The sequence below is a fragment of the Desulfohalobium retbaense DSM 5692 genome, assembly GCF_000024325.1.
GTDB classification, from domain to species: Bacteria; Desulfobacterota; Desulfovibrionia; order Desulfovibrionales; family Desulfohalobiaceae; genus Desulfohalobium; species Desulfohalobium retbaense.
The window spans coordinates 2,016,551-2,039,816 of record NC_013223.1; the positions used below are offsets into that span (position 1 = coordinate 2,016,551).

The following is a 23,266-nucleotide window of genomic DNA, read 5'->3' on the forward strand; positions in this document are numbered from 1 at the left end:
CGGTGACACATTGAGAACCAGCATGCAATCCGGGGCCTCGCTTCCGGCGCGGTTTCCCGTATTCAAAACCCAAACCCATTTTCCGCCACGCCTTTCGTGGCCGAATACGAAACACCAAGAGCATTTATGACCGATCAATACGCCTCGAACGCTTCCCAGTCCAAACACGAATATTCCGCCACCTCGCTGGAGGACCTTTCTCCGCGCATACAAGAGGCTTGCCGCTCAGCCGGCTGGTCCAGCTTGGCTCCGGTGCAGGCCAGAAGCATACCGGTTCTGCTGCGCGGTGACGACCTCATGGTCCAATCCCGGACCGGCAGCGGCAAGACCGGAGCCTTTCTCCTGCCCATGCTGGAACGCCTGAACCCGGATCAAGCCGCCTGTCAGGCCTTGATCCTCGTCCCCACTCGGGAACTGGCCCGGCAGGTCCACGCCGAGGCCCAGACGTTATTCAAGGGTTCAGGACTTCGCACAGCCGCTGTCTTTGGCGGAGTTGGCTATAAAGAACAATTCGACGCTCTGCGTGAAGGCGCCCATGTCGTTGTAGGCACCCCGGGGCGGATCCTCGACCACCTGCTCAAAGGCAGTTTCGCCACCAAAAAACTGCGTATCCTGGTCATGGACGAAGCCGATCGGATGTTATCCATGGGGTTTTACCAGGACATGGTCCAGATCCGGGGCTATCTTCCGCAATCCGTTGAAAGCAGCTACCTCTTCTCTGCCACATTTCCCTCTCACGTCCTGCGCCTGTCGAGTCAGTTTCTGATCGATCCCGGTTTTTTGAGCCTCAGCAGCGACACCCTCAACGTCGCAGAGATCGAGCATTCCTACTATGTGGTTCCCGCGGTGCAGCGCGAACGGAGCCTGCTGCGCATTCTGGAATATCTCAATCCGGTTTCGGCGCTTATTTTCTGCAATACGAAAAGTGATGTTCAATTCGTGACCACGGTCCTGCAACGTTTTGGCCTCGACGCGGACCAGTTGACCTCGGACCTGCGACAAAACAAACGCGACCAGGTCCTTGGACGCATCAAGGCCGGAAACCTGCGTCTTCTCGTGGCCACGGATGTCGCTGCCCGGGGGATCGACATCCCCGATCTTTCCCATGTCATCCAGTACCAGCCTTCGGAAGACCCCGAACTCTATGTCCACCGGGCTGGGCGGACCGGACGTGCTGGCGCCAGCGGCGAGGCGGTGACCCTCGTGGCCGGGATGGAGAAGATCAAGCTCAATCAGGTCGCCAAAAAATTCCGCATCCCGCTGCAGGAGCAGGAACTGCCTTCGGAGGAAACAGTCAACGATATGGTCGGGCAACGGTTGACCGCTATCCTCGAAGCTGAACTCCGCTCCCGTGATCTTGTCCAGCAGGAACGCGCCAAGCGATTTGTCAAACTCGCCAGAGAACTGGGCCAAAACGACGACGCCGCCATGTTGCTGGGCATGCTCCTTGACGAAGCAGCGCAAAAAGCAAGCCAGGGGCCAGCCGCACCAAGCGAAGAGGAACCTCCTTCCGAGCCAAAGCAGGACAAGCCCAAAGCCAACAAGAAACGGCGGCGGCCTCGCCGGAAAAAAACTCGCCAGTCCTCCGATAACGACAGCAATTCCTCGCAGGGCAACTGAAGCGGGGCTCTCCCAGCGAAAACGTTTCCGGTCGCTCGGGTCTAGCGACTTCCAGGATACCAGAAGCACCGGCAAAACGTTTCAAGGCGACAGGGTGAAAGCCCCTTCGCCTGAGGGCGTCCAACGCCAAGGGGCAGGGACTTCGCTGGGCCCCGGTGACGGAAGGGGTGGTCGCTGGGATACACACGGAAGACCCTCGCACGGGCGAGAAACTTTTTTGCCCAGGAACCGTTTTTCCTGCGATTTGTCCTTGCCACCGACAGGAAGTTTTTATACAGGGGATTCAGTTTTGCGCTCGTTGCGCTCGGACTGCGCATGCACAAAGCCACTTGGGCTTCGCTCCTATACTGTCGGACGATTGAGTGGCCTGTGGCCAGGTTCCTGCGAAACGGGTTGGTTTTCTGCTTTTCAGATGTAAGGAGCATTCGCGATGAAGAACATTTATGTTGGGAACCTGCCGTTCAGTTCCACGGAAGACGAAGTCCGCGATCTTTTCGCCCAATACGGCGAGGTCCAGTCGGTCAAACTCATTTCCGACCGCGACACTGGTCGCCCCCGCGGTTTTGGATTTGTTGAAATGGAGGACGGCGGCGCAGACAAGGCCATTGAAGCCTTGGATGGTACGACCTTCGGCGGCCGGAGCCTGCGGGTCAACGAAGCCCGCGAGCGCAAGCCGCGCCAGTCCAACTGGTAACCCGCGTTTCCAACTCACAAATTATGAATATCCGCCCCGCTTCCTCGAAGCGGGGCGGATTTTGCTTTTCAACCACTTTCTTTTCTGAATCTACAGACTTGGCTCTGACGTTGCGTCGCCGAGATGTACGCTTTTGACACACAGCTAAAAGCGTCGTCATGCCCCAGGAGTTTCTGGCTCTGTATGGGGATTGCGGTGAAGCAAGGCGCTCGCATGCACAGATTCAGGTCCTGTAAAAGCCCCACTCGGAGACGTCCATGGCTGAAACAATCGACGCCCTCACCGTCCACTACGAAGAAGACGGACAGGTCCTGGTCCAGGAATTGGACAAGGTCATCCTTTCCAAAGGTGCCTGGACCACTATTTTGTTCAAATACCAGGACCTCGACCGCAAAACCGGAGATTTCGGCGCCCCCCGCTTCACCTTGCGCCGCTACCGGAAGATCCACGGCGAATACCGGCAACAGACCAAATTCAATATTTCCAGTGTGGACCAGGCCCGGAAGATCGTGACCGCTCTGGACCAATGGATTGAGGAAGAAGAAAGTTCCTGACTGACTGTTGGATAATTCCTTCTACCGCCGGTCGTTCGAAAACCCCAAAGGACAGCGACAAAATTTCAAGGTCGCAGCGCACGTATTCGTACGGAAGCGTTGGAACGTATTGCGACTTTGCTGCCATTGGGAGATTTGCAACAGTCTGATAAGGGGCTAGAAGATAGGCTTTTGTAGCTGTCAGCCCCAAAAGGACCGCCTCATAACCGAATGTGACGCACCCCATGTCTGATTCCCTCATGCGCCTGCGCGTCGAGAAACTCATCTGGCGTGGCCGCGGTCTGGCCCGCCCGGCTGACGCTCCGGTTGTCATTGTCGAACCCGGCGTATTGCCCGGTGAGGAAATCCAGGCCCGGATCACAAAACGGCACAAGGACTACCTGCGCGCCAAGTGCGAGACGGTCCTCGAGCCCGCTTCCGAACGCCGACCCCACCCTTGTCCGGCCTCGCCAGCCTGCGGTGGCTGCCGCTTTGGCATCACCTCCCAAAGGACCCAGCTGGCCCTCAAGCAAGCTATCATGGCCGACACCCTGAGGCGCCACCTCGGCAAAGAGGTCCCGGCTTCCGTCCTGGAGTCCCCTCAGGTGGTGCCCAGCCCCAAAGGGTGGCGCTACCGGTGGCGCGGCCAACTCCATGTCCATCAGGGACAGCCCCATCTGCTCGGACAGGGCAGTCATGCGAAAGTCCCCATAGAGCGTTGCCTGCTTTTTGCCCGTCCTCTGGCTGAGGCGTTGCCACGCTTGGCCCGCGATTTGCCGGACGGGCGGCACACCGTGGCCGCAAGCCCCGTGGACCACGCCGTCGCCAGCGCATTGGAGACACACCGTTTGTCTCTCCCTCTGCCTGGCGGACTGGCGGTCGACGTTCTGCCTCAGACATTTTTTCAGGCCAACCAGTCTCTGAATCCTACGCTCGTGGAGCATATCCGCTCCTGGTGCCCGGCAGGCAGCCGAGTGGCGGACCTGTATGCCGGGGCTGGCAATTTCGGCCTGCCTCTGGCCCAGGCCGGCAATCCCGTTTTTGCGGTGGAGGGCGACGGCCCCGCCCTGCAAGCCGCTCGAACCACCGCCGCCCGCTCCGGTCTTGACCACTGGCAGGGCCGACAGGCCGACCTTCGGCATGAACGGGCCTGGAAGCCCATCCTCGAATTCCAGCCCGACGTCGTTGTCGCCGACCCGCCCCGCTCCGGCAGCGGCCCTGTCTGTCGCCACCTGCTGCATATCCCCTCTCTTGAGCGCATCATCTGGATTTCCTGCGATCTGACCAACTCCGCCCGGGATGTGCGGTCCTTTTTGACCCAGGGATGGCAATTGACGTCACTGGCCCTTTTCGACATGTTCCCGCAGACGTGGCATATGGAGGGCGTCTTTATCCTTGATCGCCGCGGCTCGAACGGGTAAGGCGCCAACCACTTCCGAAAGCAACACATCAAGGGACCGACCATGATCCAGGATGCAATCCAGCGGCTGTGGCTCGAGAGCTACGATGACGAAGTGAGCTCGAGTCTGCGTTACGAAAGCGTACCGCTGTATACCTATCTCGATCGGGCCGCGGCCAAGACGCCCAAACGCCCGGCTATCGTCTTCAACCACTGCAAGACCAGTTACGCCCGCCTCAAGCAGATGGCCGAGACCGTGGCCGCCAACTTCAGGGCCAACGGAGTGCGTCAGGGAGACCGGGTCGCGCTGATGCTGCCGAACCTGCCCCAGACGATCATCACCTACTGGGGCTTGCTCAAGGCCGGCGCGGTCGTCGTCATGACCAACCCCCTGTACATGGAAAAGGAACTCAGCCACCATTTGGCCGATTCCGGAACGCGGTTTCTGGTCACCCTGGACCGCCTTTACGCCAAAGTCGCCCCGCTCCGTCCCCAACTGCCCGAACTACGGAAAATTTTCGTCACCGGGATCGAAGACGGACTCCGGTTTCCCTTCAAGCAGCTCTACACCCTCAAGACCCGGCGATCCGGAGAAAAGGTCGATATCCCCTTTGACGACGCGACTGTCTTGCCCTGGAAGTCCCTCCTCAAAGCCGGTGCTCCGCCGGTTCATCCGCATATCAATCCCCACCGCGACTTGGCTGTCCTGCAATACACCGGCGGCACGACAGGTATATCCAAAGGGGTCATGCTCAGCCATGCCAATATGGCGGCCAATGTCCAGCAGTGCCTGGCCATGCTCCACCGAATCGGTGAAAAACAAGAAACCGTTCTCGGCCTGCTGCCCTATTTTCATATTTACGGACTGACTGTCTGCGTCAATTTCGCGACCTCCATCGGGGCGACCCTGGTCCCGTTTCCCCGCTTTGCGCCCATCGATGTCCTGAAAACCATCCACAAGGTCCGGCCGACGATTTTCCCGTCCGCTCCAGCCGTCTTCCAGGCCCTATTGCAGCACAAGGATATTCAGAAATACGACCTGAGTTCCATCCAGTATTGCATTTCCGGTTCAGCGCCCATTCCGCGGGAAACGATCAACACCTTCAAGGAACTCACCGGGGCTGAAATTATTGAGGGCTTTGGCCTGACCGAGGCCTCACCCATCACCCATCTCAATCCGCTGCGTAAAAAACGGAAGATCGGTTCCATCGGTCTGCCCTTTCCAGACACCGACGCCTGCATTGTGGACATGGAGGTCGGCAGTCTCGCCCTGCCGCCGGGCAAGGTCGGGGAACTCGTCATCCGGGGGCCGCAGGTTATGAAGGGCTATTGGAACCGGCCCGACGAGACGGCCACAGCCCTGCGCAACGGCTGGCTGTACACCGGCGACATTGCCTATATGGATGAAGAAGGGTATTTTTTCATCGTCGATCGGAAAAAAGACATGATCATCTCCGGCGGCTACAACATCTACCCCCGCGAAATCGACGAGGTGCTCTATGAGCATCCAGACATCAAAGAGGCCGTGACTGTCGGCATCTCCCACCCCACCCGGGGGGAAATCGTCAAGGCCTTTGTCGTTCCCCAGGACGGAGTCCAGCTCAAAAAGAGCGACGTCATCAGCTTCTGCCGCCAGAAACTCGCCAACTATAAGGTCCCCAAGAAGGTCGAATTCAGAGAGGAACTCCCCAAAACCATGGTCGGCAAAGTCCTCCGCCGCGCCCTGCGTGAGGAGGAGGAACAGAAACAGACGCGCTGATTGCCGGTAGCAGCCGATTGGCACCGCACTCGCGCCCAATCAAGGAGCGCCCCTATGGATCTTGTTCGCATTCTGATAGCGATCTTGCTCCCCCCGCTCGGTGTTTTTCTCCAGGTCGGCATCAAATGGCCATTCTGGATCAATATCCTGTTGACCTTGCTGGGCTATGTGCCCGGCATCGTCCACGCGGTCTGGATCATCGCCAAGCGGTAACTTGTGCAACCGGGTTCCCCCTCGCCCGATGCCCAAGAGGCGTGGAAGCCGACCCGACGCTCACGCTTTTCCCAAGAAGGAAAACCTCCCGCAATCAGACTTCCAATACTACGAAGGCCGGCCTCTGCTGCGCAGAAGCCGGCCTTCGTATAAACGTTGCTGAAACGGTTTCCAGAATCGGGGAAGGCCAACAACACCAACCACTCAACTCCCGGTTCTGGGATTGTGAACACGGCCTGGAAGGTGCCTTGAGCGCACCAGGACACCGCTCCCCTTCAGGCAAAGCCACGCCGCACACTATCCGCTTGCCAATTCAAGAGAACACCTACGCTCTTTTTCCAGGCCGGGAGCACAATTCCAGAACCGGGGGAGACCAACAACACCAACCACTCAATACCCCGGTTCTGGGATTGTGAACACGGCCTGGAAGGTGCCTTGAGCGCACCAGGACACCGCCCCCCTTCAGGCAAAGCCACGCCGCACACTATCCGCTTGCCAATTCAAGAGAACACCTACGCTATTTTTCCAGGCCGGGAGCACAATTCCAGAACCGGGGAAGGCCAACAACACCAACCACTCAACTCCCCAGAACCGGTCAACGTATTCTATTCGCTCAAAAAGTCCCGCAATGCCTTGCTGATACCAGCGGCATCAAGGCCAACCTCGGCCCGCAGCGCTTTTTGCGGCCCGTGCCCGACAAAAGCGTCGGGCAGGCCGAGCCGACGAACCCGGATACCGTCCAGGGCGTCGTTTTCAGCCAGACATTCCAGCACGGCCGACCCCATTCCCCCGATGGCCGCATTTTCCTCGACCACCAGAAGGCGCCTGCTCTGCCGGGCCGCTTCCAAGATTTCCTCGACGGGCAACGGCTTAACGAAGCGGAGATTGAGGACCCCGATCTCTTTCCCAGTCGCCTCAGCAAGCTGCGCTACGGCTTCCAGGGCGGGTTCGACACGGCTACCGATGGCCAGCACCACGGCATCGCTGCCGGAGCGGAGCCATTCACCCCGAGCCCACGGCAGAGCGGTCGCGCTGTCCTTTATGGCATGGCCGGGTCCCACACCCCGAGGATAGCGTACCGCCACAGGTCCATTATGGGCCAGAGCCGTGGCCAGCATGTCCTGGAGTTCGGGCTCATCCTTAGGGGCCATGACCGCCAGATTCGGGATATGGCGCAAAAAGGAGAGGTCAAAGGCCCCGTGATGGGTCGCCCCGTCTTCGCCGACCAGACCACCTCGGTCCAGGCAAAGAGTCACGGGCAAGTTTTGCAGACACACATCATGGACGATTTGATCATAAGAACGTTGCAAAAACGTCGAATAAATGGCCACAAACGGCCGATAGCCCTCAGTAGCCAACCCGGCGGCAAAGGTCACGGCGTGCTGTTCGCAGATGCCGACATCAAAAAATCGGTCCGGGAACTCTTCGGCGAATTCTCCAAGGCCGGTGCCCTCGGGCATGGCAGCGGTAATAGCCACGATCCGGTCGTTTTGACGGGCCAATTGGCTCAGTGTCCGTCCAAAGACTTTCGTATATGGAGGCAGGCTGCAGCTGGAAATCTTTTTCGATTTTCCGGTCTCCGGCTCGAAACACCCTACGCCGTGAAAATAGGTCGGGTTGTCCTCGGCCGGGGTATACCCCCGCCCCTTCTGGGTCAGGACATGAACGAGCACCGGCCCGTCCAAAGAACGTACCTGCTTGAAGACATCAGTCATCTGCCGCAGGTCGTGGCCGTCAATAGGCCCCAGATAATTGAACTTAAAGGCTTCAAAAAGCATTCCCGGCGTGAAGAGCCCCTTGAACGACTCTTCACTGCGCTTGGCGTAGGTCACCAGATCCTCGCCGATCCGGGGAATCTGCCGCAAGCGCCCTTCGAGTTCACGCTTGAAGCGCACCAGCCAGCGCGAAGAGAGCTGCCGACTCAAAAATGAGGACAGGGCGCCGACATTCTTGGAAATAGACATCTCGTTGTCGTTGAGAACCACGACCAGATCACGGTCCAGCCCGCCAGCCTGATTGAGCCCCTCGTAGGCCAGCCCCGCAGTCATGGATCCGTCGCCGATGACCGCCAGCACCTTATTCGATTGTTGCGCCAGATCACGCCCCACAGCGATACCCAGGGCTGCGGAAATCGAGGTGCTCGAATGGCCGACGCCAAAATGGTCGTAAGGGCTTTCGCTGCGGTTGGGGAATCCGCTGACCCCGTGCAGACAGCGCAAGGTATGGAATTGGTCCCGGCGGCCGGTCAGGAGCTTGTAGGCATAGGCCTGGTGCCCCACGTCCCAGACAAAGCGGTCCTGGTCCGGGTTGAAGCTCTTTAACAGCGCCAGGGTCAATTCCACGACCCCGAGTGAAGGGGCCAGATGTCCGCCGTTGGTGGACACGACCTCAATAATGGCCTGCCGCAATTCTTCAGCCAGGGTCGTCAGTTCCGTCAGGGACAACCCCTGAACATCCTGCGGAGACTGGATCGCCTGGAGGATGGAAGATGATGAGGATACTGTCATAGTTCCTGCTCTGATTCAGTGTTGGCCAAGGGGTGTGGCAGCCCGCGGTAACGGGAAAAAGGCCTGCGGTTTATTCGGTCCGATCCATGACGTATTGGGCCAGATCGGAAAGAAAATCGGCTTGCGGTCCAGATTTGCCCTGGAGCGCTTCCTGGGCCTGAGCGACCATCTCCTGCCCCAGGGATTTGCTTTTGTCCAGCCCCATCAGGGCGGGATAAGTGACCTTGTCAGCCCCCTGGTCACTCCCCACCGGTTTGCCAAGGGCGGCTTCATCGCCGACAACGTCCAGAATATCGTCGGCTACCTGAAAAGCAAGCCCCAACGCCCCTCCATAGGTGGCTGCCCGCTGGATATCTTCTTCTATCGCACCGGCCAGGACTGCGCCCGAGGTACATGCGACCTGCAGCAGGGCCCCGGTCTTCATGCCGTGCATGGCCCGGAGGTCCTCCACATTCGTCGCGCCGCTGCCGGTCAATTGGATGTCCGTGACCTGGCCGCCGATCATCCCTGATGCGCCGGCGGCGCCAGCTACGAGGCCAGCCGCCCGAACCAAACGCTCTGCGGGAAGATCGGCGTGAAGCATGAGCTCAAAGGCATGGGTCAAGAGGCCGTCGCCGGCCAGAATGGCCATCGCCTCGCCGAATTGTTTGTGGTTGGAAGGCTTGCCCCGCCGCAGATCGTCGTCGTCCATCGCCGGGAGATCATCGTGTACCAGGGAATAGGTGTGAATGCATTCCAGCCCAGAGGCAAAAGGCAGTACCGCTTGGCGGTCTCCGCCCAGAAGCTCGGCCCAGACCAGACACAAAACGGGGCGCACCCGCTTGCCACCGGCCAGAAGCGAATAGCGCATGGACTCGTACAATGTTGCCGGCATCCGCCGGGCGTCCAGGCACTGCTCCAAAAAAGACTCCACCTCGCGCCGGTAGAGTTCAAGACGCTGTTTCGGCATCGCCTCCTCCCCCGCCCTGCTCCGGATCGAACTCTTCGAGCACGCCCTGGGCGTAAATTTCAACCTGGTGCTTGGCCTCCTGCAATTGCCTGCGGCATTGTTGGGCCAGTTCACTGCCTTCCTTGAACAGGGCCACTCCCTCTTCCAAAGGGACGTTTTCCTCTTCCAGGCGGCTGACGATGGCCTGGAGCCGTTCCAGACGCTGTTCAAAATCCCATTGCGCTTGGTCCGATTCGGTGGACGCGGTCGTCATGACTGCTCTTCTCCTTGCTCTTGGATGCGAGGGCATAAAATGGGCTCACCCGACATGGCCATGGGGTCAGGTTTCCGTCTCTTGGCCGGACGAGGCAGCCGTATCGCCTGCTGTAGCCCGGACCCGGTACGCTCCATCACCGGTCTGGACCTGCAAAAAATCTTCAGGGGCGACCTGAGCCGCCGATGTCACCAACTCTCCGGTGTCCACCCGAGAGACTAGGCTGAATCCGTGCCGTAGCGGGGCCTTGGGATCGAGATGGGCCAAGGCCGAAGTCTGGATTTCGAGCCGATGGGCAACGGCATTAAAATGGTTGCTGCGACAGTGGAGCAAACGTCGCCCGGCGTGTTCCAGACGTTCCGTGGCCGTGCGGCCAAAATGCCGTCGCACCCGATGCAAAAGCGCCTCGCTGCTGTCGTGTGCCCGGCTTTCCTGCTGCGTGACAAAGCGGCGTCCGGTCCGGACCAGGGCGTGTCCCAAACGGTGGCATTCCTTGTCCATTCGTTGCAAACGGCGCCTGGGCGAAAGCCATCCCAGCCCTTTCTCCAGTTCGGCAAAGCGGCGCTGGGCATGGCGCCACTGTACCATCCACGCCTTATCCAGACGCATTTCCCACTCGTCGACCTCCTGCACAAGTTCCTGACGCAAAGGCCACACAAGTTGCGCAGCGTGACTCGGCGTGGCCGCCCGACTGTCAGCGATAAGGTCTACGATGGTCACATCCCGCTCGTGGCCGATCGCGGCAACGGTCGGAAGCGGAAAGTGGGCCACGGCCTCGGCGACCGCCTCGGTATTAAAGGTCCACAGGTCCTCCAGTGATCCACCGCCGCGGGTGATGACCACCACTTCGGCCCATTCGTCGAGTTGCACCTGCTCCAGGGCTCCAATGACGTTGTCTTCCGCCCCTTCTCCCTGCATGAGGCTGGGGTAGATGCGGATGGCAGCCGGACGTCCCCGCTCTCCGGCCAGACGGAGAAAATCGCGTACCGCCGCGCCCTGGGGCGCGGTCACGACCGCGACGCGTTGGGGATGCGGCGGCAGGGGCCGTTTCCGGTCCTGTGCAAAATACCCCTTGGCCTCCATCTTCTGCTTCAGGGCTTCAAAGGCGGCCTGCAAACGGCCAATCCCCTGGTCCTGCACCCATTCAGCAATGAGTTGGTAGGTCCCTTGCGGCGGATAGACGCTCAACCGCCCGGCACAGACGATTTCCTGCCCGTTATGCAGGGATTCCAGGGCCGGTGTCTGCCATTGGTTGCCTTTGAACCAGACCACTTTGAGTTGAGCGAGTTCGTCCTTGAGCGTGAAATAGATATGCCCCGAACCGGGCCGGGACAGGTTGGAAACCTGCCCTCGAACCCAGACCAGAGGGAACTGGCCCTCGACGACCCCTTTCACGGCCTGGGTCAATTCCTGAACGCTGAAGACATGCTGCATAAACTGACGACCTGGCCTTTTGCCATTCCCTGAAATGAGGACCGGGCATTGCCGGAGCCCCTGCCTGGCAACTGTTTGAGCGGCGGCAAAAAAGAGGTCCCGATATTATTGCTGGGAAGCCACCTTCCATCCAGCCCGGACACCGTCGCGCCACGAGGCGAAGGCTTCGGCCAATCCGTCCAGCGGCAGTTCGGCTTTCTCGCCAGTGCGCCGGTCCTTGACCTCGACAATACCGCGGGCCACGCCTTTGCCCCCGAAGACCACTTGCAGCGGCAACCCCATCAGGTCGGCGTCCTTGAATTTGAAGCCGGGCCGCTCAACACGGTCGTCGTAGAGGACATCAACGCCTTGCTCCTGCAAGGTCTCGTAAAAGGCCTCAGCTTTGGTTCGGACCTCTTCGTTCTTGGTATCCAGGCAAAGCAAGGCGATTTCATAGGGAGCGATACTCGGCGGAAACATGATACCGCTTGCATCGTGGTTCTGCTCAATGGCCGCTGCCAGGATACGGCTGACACCGATGCCGTAACACCCCATGACCATTTCCCGTTCCTTGCCGTTTTCGTCGAGATACAAGGCCTGCATGGGAGCGCTGTATTTGGTTCCCAGATTGAAGACATGGCCGACCTCAATGCCCTGAGGAAAGCGCAATTCGCCGCCGCAGCGCGGACAGGGGTCGCCGCTGGTCACGTCGCGCAAATCGGCATACGCGGTGATCGCCGCGTCACGCTGCAAATCGACGTGCACGAGGTGGGTTTCGGCCCTGTTCGCTCCGGTGACCCAATCCGTGCCGTTTTGCAGTTCCAGATCGGCATAAAGCCGCTTCACTTGCAATCCTTTGGGGCCGGCGAAGCCGACCGGTGCCTGGCTGACACGCTCAACGAGCTCGCTACCGGCCAATTCAAGACTCTGGACGTCGAGCAGATTCTTGAGTTTGGTCTCATTGAGTTCGCGGTCCCCCCGGACCAAGGCTCCGACAACCTCACCGTCGGCCACATAAAGCAGCGTTTTGACAATCCGGTCCGCCCCTACGCCGAGAAATGTCGCCACCTCGTCCACAGTATGCTTACCCGGGGTGGGCACTTCCGAGGCTTCGGCCTCACACAGGCCAACGGGGTGGTCGGTGGGCACGACCACTTCAGCCTTTTCCAGATTGGCCGCGAACTCGCAGGCGGCGCAGGAAGCGATGGTGTCCTCTCCCGTGGCGGCCAGGACCATGAACTCGTGGGACACCGAGCCGCCGATGGCTCCGGAATCGGCCTCCACGGCCCTGAACTGCAGCCCCAACCGCTGAAACGCCCGGGTATAGGCATCAAACATCGTTTGGTAGGACTTTTGGGCACCGGCCTCATCCCGATCAAAGGAATACGCGTCTTTCATGATAAATTCCCGACAGCGCATCAAGCCGAACCGGGGCCGGATCTCGTCCCGAAATTTCGTCTGGATCTGATAGAGATTGAGCGGCAACTGCCGGTACGAGCGCACCTCACCCCGAACGAGGGAGGTAACCACTTCCTCATGGGTGGGGCCCAGACAATAATCGCGGTCGTGGCGATCCTTGAGGCGCAAAAGCTCCTTGCCGTAATATTCCCACCGCCCGGTCTCCTTCCACAGATCTCCCGGTTGGACCATCGGCATGAAGATTTCTTGACATCCGGCCCGGTTCATTTCTTCACGGACCACATGAGCGATCTTGTCCAAAGCGCGGAGCCCCAGGGGCAAAAAGGTATAGATACCGGAGGTCACTTTCCGGATCATGCCGGCGCGGACCAACAATTTATGGCTGACGACTTCGGCCTCGGCCGGCTCTTCTTTCAGGGTCGGGATATACGCGTTGCTCAAACGCATGCCTAGCTCCTTCTCGCACTGCTCGATTGGTTATTCATTTCTCTGGAGGCGTGAACTCCACTTCCAGGGTTTTGCTCCGGCCTGGAAAGCTCCTGCGCCAGGGAGCCATCGGTGCCCCACGTCCGGCGCACTGCCGGAAGACACCAAACTGCCCTGCAACTCCACCACGCGCCTTTTTCCAGGCCAGGAGCAAAATCCCGGAAGCGGGGCTGCACAACCGCACATGGACGCCCGGTTCCGGGGTGTTGCTCCGGCCTGGAAAGCTCCTGCGCCAGGGAGTAATCGGTGCCCCACGTCCGGCGCACTGCCGGATGACACCAAACTGCCCCTACAACTCCACCACGCGCCTTTTTCCAGGCCAGGGGCCAAATCCTGGAAGCGGGGCTGCACAACCGCACATGGACGCCCGATTCCGGGGTTTTGCTCCGGCCTGGAAAGCTCCTGCGCCAGGGAGCCATCGGTGCCCCACGTCCGGCGCACTGCCGGAAGACACCAAACTGCCCCTGCAACTCCACCACGCGCCTTTTTCCAGGCCAGGAGCAAAATCCCGGAAACGGGGCTGCACAACCGCACATGGACGCCCGTACCTGTGGCCCCTAGAGCTCTTCGGGCAGTTCCACGCCCCATTCCGCCAGAAAACGCCGGACTTCCTCCATAAACACCGGCAAAAGGTTGGCGTCGCCGTGGACTTTCCGGATGACCTTGCCCTTGCGAAAAATAATCCCGCAATCACGGCCACCGGCGATGCCGATATCCGCCTCACGGGCTTCACCCGGACCATTGACCACGCACCCCATGACCGCGACCTTGCACACTGTTTCCACGGGGCGCAGCCTCCGCTCAACAGCTTGCGCCAGACCGATCAGATCGATCTCCGTGCGTCCGCAAGTGGGGCAGGAGATGATCTCCGGGCCACGGCTGCGCAGCCCCAAGCTCCGGAGGAGTTCCCAGGCAGCGACCATTTCGTCGGCCGGGTCTCCGGTCAGCGAAACGCGGACTGTATCGCCCACCCCTTCCCAAAGCAAGATACCAAGTCCCACTCCGGATTTCACCGCTCCGCGCAAGGGGGTTCCCGCTTCCGTAACACCGATATGCAGCGGATAACTGACCCGATCGGCCATACGTTGATAGGCGTGGACCGTATCCAGAACAGAGGAAGACTTGAGGGAAATTTTGATCTGCGAGAACCCCCGCTTTTCCAGCAGGGTCACATGGGAAAGCGCTGACTCCACCATGGCTTCCGGTGTTGGGCCCCCGAAACGCTCCAGAAGTCCTTTTTCCACCGACCCGCTGTTGACGCCGATCCGTATGGGCACACCCCGGGCCGAGGCAGCATCCACGACCCGATCCACCTCACGGGCCGAGCCGATATTGCCCGGATTGATCCGCAATCCCGCGATCCCAGCTTCCACCGCCTGCACCGCCAACCGGGAATCGAAATGGATATCAGCCACAAGCGGGACAGGCGCGGCGGCGCACAAGTCGGAAAGCGTAGCTGCCGCCGTCTCGTCGGGCACTGCCACGCGAACAATTTCGCAGCCCGCCGCTGCCAGGGTTCGGATCTGCCCCAATGTCGCGGGCACATCATGAGTGGGGGTATTGGTCATGCTCTGGACCCGGACAGGGTTGTTTCCGCCGACCCCGACCCCGCCGATATACACGCTTTGCGTGTGACGGCGCCTCGCTTGCGGATCCTGAGCCGCAGAGGATTGCGATTCCATTGGTTGTCCTTGTTGTTCAACTGCTGTGCGCCCAGGTGCAGCCTGGGCTTAGATCCAGAATATCCCTCAAAAATAGCCGAGACTGCGCAGGGTGTCCAACTGGCCCTCCTTGTCCTGGTTGCGCCCGGCCCGTTCTGCGCCGCTGTCGCAGCGGGTGCACGGCTGGCATCCCAGGGACCGATAGCCGTGGTCGTACAGGGAGCAATATGGGATCCCGCTTTGGATATGCATGGCCCAGACATCCATTTCCGTCCACGCCAACAAGGGGTGCACCCGCAAATGGGACGGCCTATCACAGGCCTCTTTAGCCGCCCGCTGACTCCGGGACGGATGCTCATCACGGCGCAGCCCGGTTAAAAGGACCGCTATATCCAGTGCGCGCAGTCCTTCCTGCAAGGGGGCGATTTTCAAGTCTCGACAGCATTGGACGACATCTTCGGCCACCGGATACGACTCCAGGTCAGTCTGCGGCCGACAAACGTGGACCGCGACCTGCCACCGACGGGCCATGTCCTCGCGAAAAGCGATGGTCTCAGGAAATTTCAAGCCAGTGTCCACACTCAGGGCCCGGACCTCTTCAGGGCGTGCTCTGCCGTTGTCAATCAACCACTGCCGCCACAACCACAAAAGCAGGGTGGAATCCTTGCCCCCCGTCCAGGCCACGGCGATCCGGTCCAAGGGGGCTGTGGCCGCGGCCTCGGCAAAAATCGCTTCTGTTTCTTGGCGCTTCTCCTCGAGACTCATCACTGCTGTTTCTCCTCGGACCGTTTTGCAGATCTCCAGCACTGGATTTCGACATCTCCGTCCAGCGTTCCGGTGGTGTTCCGGGCCATGCCACAAAAAAGGGCAGGAGGAAATCCCCCTGCCCCGGGCCTTCCGCACGGGAAGGCGTTATTTTCCCTTACAAACGGGCTAAATATCCCGCTTGCGCATGGCCAGGGAAATGCAGATCGCGGCCCCACCCCACGTCACGGTCAAGCCGATAATCATCAGTATAATGGATCCTGTCGTCATATGCGTTCTCCCTGCAGCAGGTTACTTGGTTTCCACACTGGCGGTTTTAGTGGCCTGGAGGATGAAGCTCAGGACGACGATACCGATCACGACCCCCCAGCCGTAGAGGGCCAAAGCCGAACCAGGATACCCACCGTAGGCTTCCTTGATGTCGCCGATCAGGTTCATAATCGCCATGTACCCAAGCACGATCGGGGTGATGACCTTCAGGCAAAACAGCCACCAGCTACCGATGGTGAAATCGGAGAGCTTGTTGACATGCTGCCGGATGGTATCAGTCTTGAACAGCCAAGCCAGGACAATAACTTCGACCAAGCCGGTAAAGACAATACCGAAGTTATTGATGAAGTGGTCGACGATATCCAGCACGAGCAGGCCGCCCCGGGTCACGAAGACGATACTGATCAGCCCGCCGACAATGGCGTAGGCCGAAGTCGTGAATTTCCGGCTCCAGCCGTACTTGTCCATCAAGGCGGAACAGCAGGCCTCGCTGATGGAAATCATCGAACTCAGGCCGGCGCAGAACAAAGCCAGGAAGAAGAGGACGCCAAAGAGCGTCGAAGCTGGCAGGAGGTTGATCGCTTTCGGGATAGTGGCAAAGGCCAAGCCGACACCGGAGCCAACCACTTCGTCAACGCCAACGCCTTGTTGGGCGGCCATATAGCCCAGAACACCGAAAACCATGATGCCGGCCAGCATGCTGAACCCGCAGTTGACGAAAACGGTGATAAAGCCGTTATTGTTGATGTCCGAACGGCTGGGCAAATAACTGGAATAGGTGATCATGATCGCGAAGGCCACACTCAGAGTAAAGAAAATCTGCCCGTAGGCCGCGGTCCAGACCTTGTAGTCCATGATCGCCGAGAAATCCGGCCGGAAAAGCCATTGCAGTCCGTCGGCGGCGTTGGGCAAAGTCACCGCCCGCCCGATCATGATCAGGATGAGCACAAATAAAACGGGCATGAAAATCTTGTTCGCCTTTTCAATGCCCTTCTTGACCCCGCTGAACAGCACTGCCCAGTTAATGACCCAGACGGCCAGGGTCGTGGCAAAGATGGGCCAACGGATACCACCGAACTTCATCGGACTATCGGTGAGTTGCAAAAAGGAACCGAAAAAGAAATCGCCGGGGTTTTCCCCCCACCCTTGACCAAAGGCGAGAAAAACGTAGTTCAGCGCCCAGCCGATAACCGCGACATAGTACACGGAAATGACAAAAGCCACGAAGGTTTGCCACCAGCCGATCCATTCCCAGTTCTTGGAGACCTTGGCAAACGTCAAAGGAGCCGAACCGCGATGTTTGTGGCCAAGGCCGAACTCAAGAATGATAATCGGTATTCCGGCCGTCAGCATGGCGAAAAAATACGGTATGAGAAATGCTCCACCACCATTTTCATAGGCCATATAAGGGAAACGCCAGATGTTTCCCAGTCCAATGGCCGAGCCCACAGCTGCCAGGATAAAGCCTACCCTGGTTCCCCATTCTTCACGTTGTGCCATAGCCCCTTCCTTGTGCAGTTAGAGATTTGCGAAACACACACCGCCTGTAGCGCCGTCATGGCGAGCCTGGGCAATCGGTTGAAGCCCCGGGACAGGCCACGGTTCTACAAATATAACAAATAAGGCAACACCTTTGCTGATTTTGCCTTCAAATGCAAGCCAAAAGCGAAAAGATCCAGCCCGTTAATGAAGGGCGGAACACGGATGCAAAACGTTGACCAAAAGGCACAATCATTACAGGGGCAGGAGCCTTCGAAACTTCTCGTACTTTCAAGGAGTTAAAAAACATTGTCTCCTGAAGGGAATTTCGCTAAAAACGACCTTTTCCCGTTACCCGATTCTCACGGCCAGACCCTGCGATTTAAAGAGGCGTCAACGCCGCCGGTTGCGAAAGACTGTGCAGCCTGTGCAGCGGGTCTGCCTCGCCTTTTGCCCAGCACACCGTGTGCCAATGCGCCCGGCCCGCGAAGCGGCTGGTGCGCACTCGCTCTTCACACCGTGAGGAACAGGGCAGGCCCGTATCCATTGTGATCCAGGGCAACGACACTCCGCGCACACTTGTAATCCGAGCCGAAAAGTTATTGCACCGCCTATGACACACGACAAAAAAAGTGCCCCCCCGCTGACCAACCAACTCCTCCGCCTTGACCGTGACCTGACCAAAATGCTGATCCGCCGTTCCCAGTTGCTGGCGCAATCCGCTCAGGAACGCAAGGAACGCAAACAGTCCCTTGTCGACCCAGGCCAGGAAAAACGCTTATGGGTGCTGTGGCAGCAAGTCCTGCAGGAAAGCGGCATGGATCCCCGCCATTGGCGGCATATTTTTCAAACCATCAATGGGCTGGCCTACGGCCAGGCGGAACGCACGCCGGATCGCCCCCTGACCGTCTATCCGGCGACGTCCGCTATGGATGTCGACCTCCCAGGACCTACAGATACAGCTGAGGCCCGTCTCTGGTCGACTGCGGCTCTGGCTTCCGGACAGCCGCTCCAATTAAACGGTGTCCTGGCCAACGACACCCTCCACGAATTCGTGACAGCCGCGAACCAGGTCGAGGCCTCGCTGTCGCGGCAAGAAGAACAATTGGCCTGCCCCGCAGACACCACTTTACATTTCAACGGGGCCACAGTGCACGCTGGGGGGGATTTCTTCAACCTGGCGCTGGTGATGATGCTCTCGCTTCCGGAACCCGGCAACACCAAAATTACCGGCAGCAGTCTGTTGCGCCTTGAGGACCTTTCGCTGACCACCGAACTCTTTGCCCAGCTCGGCAGTCGCCTGGTCTTCCTGACCCCCGGGAGCAACAGTGTTCCCCTGCGCATGGAACGCAGCGGCCATCTTCCTGCGGAAGTCGATTTTCCAGACCAGGCCCCGGCTGCATTTTTGGCGGCCCTGCTCATGGCCGGCCTCCGTTTCCCGCGCCGGTGCGTCATTCGTTGGGGCGACCGGCACGCCGACGCCCCGGAAGTGATTCGGGCCCTGGACATTCTCGAGCGGATCGGCGTGACCATCTCCCGCTCGGAGAGGACGGTAGCCATCGATCCCGGTCGAGCGCAATTGCCGCAATCCGTCACTCCCGGGCTGGATCCGGTCCTGTCCAGCTTCCTCCTGGCGCTGCCCCGCATCAAAGGCGGCCAGGTCCGGCTTCAGGGGCGCTTAGACACGGCCAATCCGGTGACCCAATCCATGCTCGGCATCCTTGGCGCCAGTGGACTGCATTGCGACCACGACGCCCAGGCTGTGGTCAGCACCCTCCAGGAAGGCACGACCTTGGACCGTCTCCGGGGCTACGGTCCGATTCTCCCCCTGGCCACGGCCCTGTCCGCCATTACCGGCGCCACCCTGCAGGTCGATGACCCTGCCGAGCGCCGAGCGGTGGTCTCCTTCTTGGACCAACTCGCCTGTCCGTACAAAATCACCGACCACGGACTGAATCCCGGAAAGCCCTCTGCGGCTCCTGAACTGCCCTTTGCGGCCGAAGGCCCGAACTGGGGATTGGCTGGGGCACTCTACGGGTTGCGCTTCGGTCCGCTCCAATACGCCAACCCCGGTGACATCTCTTCGGCATGGCCCAAATTCTGGCGGATCATGCGGCACTTGCCCAAACCGCAGGCAGCCCCGCAAACGCCAAAAACGGAGGCAACAGACAATGGTAAACGGCGACGCCGGCGCATCGTCAAATAGTGCCCCCCACGCACAGCGCACGCAGATAGAAGCGGAAATGCAGCGGCTGCAACAGGATGCCCGTGCCTGTGCAGAAAAAATCCAGAACTTTATGCTCCAGGAAGATCCCGCCCAGGGAATCTTTTATGCCCAGGAAATCCACGGATTGCGTCAGGAAAAACTCCGGCTGGAAGTCGAAGCGGACCTGCTGCAAAAACGACTGAACAGAATGGCGCACGAAGAGGCCCCCTAAGCGCATGGCCACTGCACGCGCCCTGCTCATTGGCCCTGAGGATCGTCTCGCGAAGACCATTGCCCACCTCCCCCTGCCCGCCAAACCGCAGACGGAGAAGCAATGCATGATCGTCGGAGCCCTCTGTCCGGTCGTTTCCTCGGCAACAGCCGGCACCTGGCCTGTTCCGGCTTTCACTGCTTGCCACGAGGCCCTCGCCGCAACCAGTCCGGATTTGTGTCTTTTTCTTGTCCCACCGACGGACCTTCCAGAAGGGTTCGGGCAGGACATCCCCCCTGCGGTGGAACAGTTGGGGCCGCTGGCGAGCCGGTGTCTGCTGGAGAGCCTCATTGAGACAGCCCGTCTCGAAAAACGGGACCACCATTGGCAGCATTTCACCCAGAATCTTATCGACGCCGTGCCCAGCGCGATGGTTGTCTTTGACAGCCACGGCCACGCCGCCTACTGGAATGCCGCCGGTGAACAGCTCACAGGGCAAAAAAAACAGGAGATGGAGGGCAAAACCAGCCTCGGCCGAACGCTTTATGACCGCGAACGCCCCTTGCTGGGACAACTCATCCTGCATACGACCGATCCTCACGAACTGCGACCCTATTACCCGGAGGGCATTGAAATCCTGCCCATGGCTGAGGGTGTCCGCATACGAGGCTATTTCAGCACGTTGAAAAAAGATCTCCAGGGATACTACGAAATCGCCGCCCGCCAGATCCGCTCCGGGGATCGCCTGTTGGGCGCGGTTGAACTGATCCACGACCTCAATTCCCTGCACGAACTCCAAAACGCCATCGGCCAACAGGAGCAACAGCTCCAGTCCCTGATCGCCAATGTCCCCCTGCCCCTCGTCCAGACCGACGCCGAGGGCACCATCCAGGTCAGCAACCGGTCGGCCGCCCACCTTTTTGACCTGGAATCCCTCGGAGCCTCCGAGCAGATCCGGGGACAGAACCTTTTCGAGCTGTTGCCGGAACTGGCGTCCCAACTCCCGTCGGCCGAGGACCAACGCCCACTGTTTCCCTCCCGTAGCGAAGAAGGCTCCGGGACCGTGACCTATTTTCGGGACAAGCAGGAATGGGAGATCTCCTACTTCGTGCTCAAGGAACAAGGCGAGGTTTCGGAAATCATCTGGACCTGGCGCAACGTGACCAGCCAGGAAGAAGAAAACCGGCTCCACGCCGCTTTGGCCGTGGCCGGAGCGATCAGCCACGAGCTGGCGCAGCCGCTGACAGCGATCATCAACTCCGCCCAACTTTTGGAGTCGGCCAGCGAAGCCCACAACGAGCGTGCCCAGCGCCACGCCGCTATCATCCACCGCGAAAGCGAACGGGTTTTTGACCTCTACCACAAACTCCAGAATATCAACCGCTACAAACTCAAAGAATACCTGGACACCCACATCTTTGACCTCGACGGTTCTGTCCAGCCACTGACAATACCAGCACACGAGGAGTAACGCTCATGGGCCAGACGCTCAGTCACAAGATCATCAAGAACCACCTCCTTAGCGGGACACCTGCCCCCGGTGAATCCATCGGCCTGCGCATGGACCAGACCCTGACCCAGGACGCCACTGGCACCATGGCTTGCTTGCAATGGGAAGCCATCGGCCTGGAGACGGTCCAGACCGAACTCTCGGTCAATTACGTCGACCACAATACAATCCAGATGGGGTTTCGCAACCCGGACGATCACCGGTATCTCAAAAGCGTTGCCGAGCGCTACGGCATGATTTTCTCGCCGGCTGGCACCGGTATTTGCCACCAACTGCACCTGGAGAATTTCGCCCGTCCCGGCAAGACCCTGATCGGGTCGGACAGCCACACCCCGACCGCCGGTGGCGTCGGAAGCCTAGCCATCGGCGCCGGTGGACTCTCCGTGGCCCTGGCGATGGCTGGCGAACCTTATACCTTGCCCATGCCGCGGATCATCGGGATACATCTGGACAACGCCTTGACTGGTTGGGCCTCAGCCAAGGATGTTATCCTCGCCCTTTTGGGGCAGCTGAGCGTGAAGGGCGGCGTCGGGGCGATCATGGAGTATACCGGACCCGGCGTGGCCAGCCTGACCGTGCCCGAACGGGCGACCATTACCAATATGGGCGCCGAACTCGGGGCGACGACCTCCCTGTTTCCCAGTGACGAACAGACACGGCGCTTTTTGCGGGCCATGCACCGCGAAGCCGATTTCGAACCTTTGCAGGCCGACGAAGACGCTGTCTATGATGAGCTGATCACCCTGGATCTGGCCCGGATCGAGCCCATGGCCGCCTGCCCCCACATGCCGGACAAAGTGGTTCCTGTGGCCGAACTCGACGGCTTGGCCGTCAACCAGGTGGCCATCGGTTCCTGCACCAATTCCTCCTACAGTGATCTCAAAGCGGCCGCGCTGCTCCTCCAGGGGCGTCAACGCCATGAGGACACGGACCTGCTCATCGCCCCCGGCTCCAAACAGGTCCTGAAAATGTTGACCCGCGAAGGGTTGCTCGATGCCTTTCTCGATAGCGGCGGCCGCCTGTTGGAATGCGCCTGCGGTCCCTGCATCGGCATGGGCGGGTCGCCCTCAAGCGGCGGCGTAAGCGTGCGGACCTTCAACCGCAATTTTGAAGGGCGCAGCGGCACCCAGGACGGCCAGATCTATCTGACCAGCCCACTTGTCGCCGCCCAGGCGGCTTTGGACGGACGGTTCACCGACCCCGCCACCTGGGGACCGGCTCCGACAAAACCGGAACTGCCGGCGGACGTCCCGGATATCAAGAATCTTTTCCTCTATCCCCCACAGGATCGCAGCAAAGTCGAGGTCCAGCGCGGGCCGAACATCGTGCCCCTGCCGCCGTTCGAGCCTCTGCCTGAGACCCTCGCCGTGCCGGTGGTCCTCAAGGTCGGCGACAACATCACCACCGACCATATCCTGCCGGGTGGCCCGCAAGTGACCGCCCTGCGCTCGAACATCCCAGCCATCAGCGAGTATATTTACAGCCGTGTCGATCCCGAGTTCGTGACCCGGGCCAAAGACGCCGGCCAGGGGATCATTGTCGGAGGCGAAAATTACGGGCAAGGATCCAGCCGGGAGCACGCCGCCCTGGCGCCGCGCTACCTCGGTATCCGTGCCGTGGTGGCCAAATCCTTTGCCCGGATCCACCGGGCCAATCTGGTCAACTTCGGCATTGTTCCGCTGACCTTCACCAATCCGGCGGATTATGACGCACTGGAGCAAGGAACACGGCTCACCATCCCGGCCGCGACGCTTCGCGCCGGGGGAACCATCTCCCTGAGCAGTGCTGAAGGGGTGAGTATCGACGTCAGCAACGATTTGACGGAGGAAGAACTTGCCGTTATCCGTGCAGGCGGTAAGCTCAACGCCGTCAGGCACACGATTGAGGACTAACTGACTGTTGAAGAAATCCCTATAACG

General features: G+C 59.8%; 19 protein-coding genes. 9 read left to right on the forward strand and 10 right to left on the reverse strand.

The window, feature by feature from the left end; genetic code table 11:
* The first annotated feature begins 126 nt into the window (after window positions 1-126).
* The 6 genes from DRET_RS08785 to DRET_RS13425 all read left to right on the forward strand — a co-directional run bounded on the left by DRET_RS08785 (window position 127) and on the right by DRET_RS13425 (window position 6,218).
* Entirely contained in the window at window positions 127-1,620 is a 1,494-nt protein-coding gene (locus DRET_RS08785; RefSeq protein WP_015752179.1) for a DEAD/DEAH box helicase, read from the forward strand.
* Between the two features lie 430 nt (window positions 1,621-2,050).
* Entirely contained in the window at window positions 2,051-2,314 is a 264-nt protein-coding gene (locus DRET_RS08790; protein WP_015752180.1) for an RNA recognition motif domain-containing protein, read from the forward strand.
* Window positions 2,315-2,571: 257 nt separating this feature from the next.
* The gene (locus DRET_RS08795; protein ID WP_015752181.1) at window positions 2,572-2,868 is read left to right on the forward strand and encodes a hypothetical protein; all 297 of its coding nucleotides are present in this window, start codon (window positions 2,572-2,574) and stop codon (window positions 2,866-2,868) included.
* A gap of 224 nt (window positions 2,869-3,092) precedes the next feature.
* Complete coding sequence (locus DRET_RS08800) at window positions 3,093-4,268, forward strand: class I SAM-dependent RNA methyltransferase (RefSeq protein WP_015752182.1); 1,176 nt, start codon at window positions 3,093-3,095, stop codon at window positions 4,266-4,268.
* A gap of 42 nt (window positions 4,269-4,310) precedes the next feature.
* Window positions 4,311-6,005 (forward strand): long-chain-fatty-acid--CoA ligase, encoded by a 1,695-nt coding sequence (locus tag DRET_RS08805; RefSeq protein WP_015752183.1) that lies wholly within the window; start codon window positions 4,311-4,313, stop codon window positions 6,003-6,005.
* A gap of 54 nt (window positions 6,006-6,059) precedes the next feature.
* On the forward strand, window positions 6,060-6,218 hold the full coding sequence (locus tag DRET_RS13425) for a YqaE/Pmp3 family membrane protein (protein ID WP_015752184.1): 159 nt from the start codon (window positions 6,060-6,062) through the stop codon (window positions 6,216-6,218).
* A gap of 605 nt (window positions 6,219-6,823) precedes the next feature.
* Here DRET_RS13425 and dxs read toward each other — a convergent pair.
* The 9 genes from dxs to DRET_RS08850 form a co-directional block, all read right to left on the reverse strand.
* Window positions 6,824-8,725: a 1-deoxy-D-xylulose-5-phosphate synthase gene (dxs, locus tag DRET_RS08815; protein ID WP_015752185.1), complete on the reverse strand. Its 1,902-nt coding sequence runs from the start codon at window positions 8,723-8,725 to the stop codon at window positions 6,824-6,826.
* 70 nt (window positions 8,726-8,795) lie between these two features.
* A complete protein-coding gene (locus tag DRET_RS08820) occupies window positions 8,796-9,674 on the reverse strand; it encodes a polyprenyl synthetase family protein (RefSeq protein ID WP_015752186.1) in 879 nt (292 codons plus the stop codon).
* Window positions 9,655-9,927 carry an exodeoxyribonuclease VII small subunit gene (xseB, locus tag DRET_RS08825; RefSeq protein ID WP_015752187.1) on the reverse strand — a complete coding sequence of 91 codons (273 nt, stop codon included), beginning with the start codon at window positions 9,925-9,927 and terminating at the stop codon, window positions 9,655-9,657. Before xseB ends, DRET_RS08820 begins: the two co-directional genes overlap by 20 nt.
* 66 nt (window positions 9,928-9,993) lie before the next feature.
* Complete coding sequence (gene xseA, locus DRET_RS08830; RefSeq protein ID WP_015752188.1) at window positions 9,994-11,361, reverse strand: exodeoxyribonuclease VII large subunit; 1,368 nt, start codon at window positions 11,359-11,361, stop codon at window positions 9,994-9,996.
* A 105-nt stretch (window positions 11,362-11,466) separates the two neighbouring features.
* On the reverse strand, window positions 11,467-13,206 hold the full coding sequence (locus tag DRET_RS08835; protein WP_015752189.1) for a proline--tRNA ligase: 1,740 nt from the start codon (window positions 13,204-13,206) through the stop codon (window positions 11,467-11,469).
* Between the two features lie 596 nt (window positions 13,207-13,802).
* Entirely contained in the window at window positions 13,803-14,927 is a 1,125-nt protein-coding gene (gene ispG, locus DRET_RS08840; RefSeq protein ID WP_015752191.1) for a flavodoxin-dependent (E)-4-hydroxy-3-methylbut-2-enyl-diphosphate synthase, read from the reverse strand.
* 66 nt (window positions 14,928-14,993) lie between these two features.
* The gene (locus DRET_RS08845) at window positions 14,994-15,671 is read right to left on the reverse strand and encodes a phosphoadenosine phosphosulfate reductase family protein (protein WP_041281984.1); all 678 of its coding nucleotides are present in this window, start codon (window positions 15,669-15,671) and stop codon (window positions 14,994-14,996) included.
* A gap of 168 nt (window positions 15,672-15,839) precedes the next feature.
* Window positions 15,840-15,941, reverse strand: a complete 102-nt coding sequence (locus DRET_RS13690; protein ID WP_015752193.1) for a MetS family NSS transporter small subunit — start codon at window positions 15,939-15,941, stop codon at window positions 15,840-15,842.
* Between the two features lie 21 nt (window positions 15,942-15,962).
* On the reverse strand, window positions 15,963-17,441 hold the full coding sequence (locus DRET_RS08850) for a sodium-dependent transporter (RefSeq protein WP_015752194.1): 1,479 nt from the start codon (window positions 17,439-17,441) through the stop codon (window positions 15,963-15,965).
* A 592-nt stretch (window positions 17,442-18,033) separates the two neighbouring features.
* Between DRET_RS08850 and DRET_RS08855 the strand changes: the two genes are divergently transcribed.
* Window positions 18,034-19,626: a chorismate mutase family protein gene (locus DRET_RS08855; RefSeq protein ID WP_015752195.1), complete on the forward strand. Its 1,593-nt coding sequence runs from the start codon at window positions 18,034-18,036 to the stop codon at window positions 19,624-19,626.
* Here DRET_RS08855 and DRET_RS13820 read toward each other — a convergent pair.
* Window positions 19,619-19,843: a hypothetical protein gene (locus tag DRET_RS13820; RefSeq protein ID WP_167317800.1), complete on the reverse strand. Its 225-nt coding sequence runs from the start codon at window positions 19,841-19,843 to the stop codon at window positions 19,619-19,621. The genes DRET_RS08855 and DRET_RS13820 overlap by 8 nt on opposite strands.
* 19 nt (window positions 19,844-19,862) lie before the next feature.
* On the opposite strand from DRET_RS13820, the gene DRET_RS08865 reads away from it, so the two are divergent.
* Together DRET_RS08865 and DRET_RS08870 are read left to right on the forward strand one after the other, a co-directional pair.
* Window positions 19,863-21,308, forward strand: coding sequence for a PAS domain-containing protein (locus DRET_RS08865; RefSeq protein ID WP_015752197.1), 1,446 nt, complete (start codon window positions 19,863-19,865; stop codon window positions 21,306-21,308).
* A gap of 5 nt (window positions 21,309-21,313) precedes the next feature.
* The gene (locus DRET_RS08870) at window positions 21,314-23,239 is read left to right on the forward strand and encodes an aconitate hydratase (RefSeq protein WP_015752198.1); all 1,926 of its coding nucleotides are present in this window, start codon (window positions 21,314-21,316) and stop codon (window positions 23,237-23,239) included.
* Window positions 23,240-23,266: the final 27 nt, after the last annotated feature.